The organism is Polyangium fumosum (assembly GCF_005144585.1).
GTDB classification, from domain to species: domain Bacteria; phylum Myxococcota_A; class Polyangia; order Polyangiales; family Polyangiaceae; genus Polyangium; species Polyangium fumosum.
In genome coordinates this window covers 1-1010 of sequence record NZ_SSMQ01000191.1, presented here as the reverse complement: position 1 = coordinate 1010, position 1010 = coordinate 1, and the positions used below count along the sequence as shown (strand labels likewise).

The following is a 1010-nucleotide window of genomic DNA, read 5'->3' as shown; positions in this document are numbered from 1 at the left end:
GTCCATCGGGTGCTCCAGGCCCGAGGACTCCGGCCGCACCGGGTTCGTCCGTGGCTGCACAGCCCCGATCCCGACTTTCGACCGAAGGTCCGGCGCATCTGCGAGCTCTACCTCGACCCGCCGAAGGACGCGGTCGTCCTTTGCATCGACGAGAAGCCCATGCAGGCGCTCTCCCGAAGGTATCCGACGCGGCGCACGCGGGATGGCAGCCTGCGGCGCGAATTCGAGTACGTTCGGCACGGCACGCGAGCGCTGCTCGGAGCCTTCGAGGTGCGCAAGGGCAAGGTGGTCGGCAAGGTCGTGAAGCACCGTGACGCGGCCTCGATGCTGAAGTTCATGGAGAGGATCGCACGCTGCTACCCCAAGCAGCGGATCATCGTCATCTGGGACAACCTCAACATTCACAAGGACGGCCTGGGCGAGCGGTGGAGCCTGTTCAACGCGCGCCACGGCAACCGCTTCGAGTTCGTGTACACGCCCCTGCACGCGTCCTGGGTCAACCAGATCGAGATCTGGTTCTCCATCCTCCAGCGGCGCGTGCTGCGACTCGGTAGCTTCGGCGACGCGGGGGAGCTCGAGGCCGCAGTGCGAGGCTTCATCGCCTACTGGAATCGCTACGAAGCTCACCCGTTCCGCTGGAAATTCTCTGGGGACTTCGTACAAGCTCCGCATCGAACCCATGGCCAAGTCGTTCGTCATCCAACACGACGTTTCCACGGTCGAGCGCTGGTTGAAGAAGCACCCCGACCTCGCCCATGTCCGCGTTCGCAAGCGGGGCAACTTGCTCATTCTGGAGTCGGGGGCGAAAGACGCCCCCATACCGCACGCCCGTCTGCGTCGCACCGAGATCGGTACATGGGCACTCGAAATGCCATACCGCTCCCGCTGGGAGCCCACGCCCTACCAGGACCGCGGGCAGGAGCCCCTGCTCGACCTCCTCCACGGTTCCTTCGGCTGGATGCTCATGCCGATCGCGTGAACCACTACGAATTTGCGGGATGATGTACTAG

General features: G+C 64.4%; 1 protein-coding gene and 1 pseudogene. Both read left to right on the top strand.

The window, feature by feature from the left end; genetic code table 11:
* Window positions 1-9: 9 nt before the first annotated feature.
* Window positions 10-543: pseudogene (locus E8A74_RS56290) on the top strand (IS630 family transposase); the annotation flags it as partial.
* Between the two features lie 136 nt (window positions 544-679).
* Window positions 680-979, top strand: coding sequence for a hypothetical protein (locus E8A74_RS55395; protein ID WP_232380121.1), 300 nt, complete (start codon window positions 680-682; stop codon window positions 977-979).
* Window positions 980-1010 lie beyond the last annotated feature (31 nt).

Excerpts from the sequence above, each read along its gene's own strand:
- E8A74_RS55395 (WP_232380121.1), top strand. The coding sequence starts at position 680 with ATGGCCAAGTCGTTCGTCATCCAACACGACGTTTCCACGGTCGAGCGC.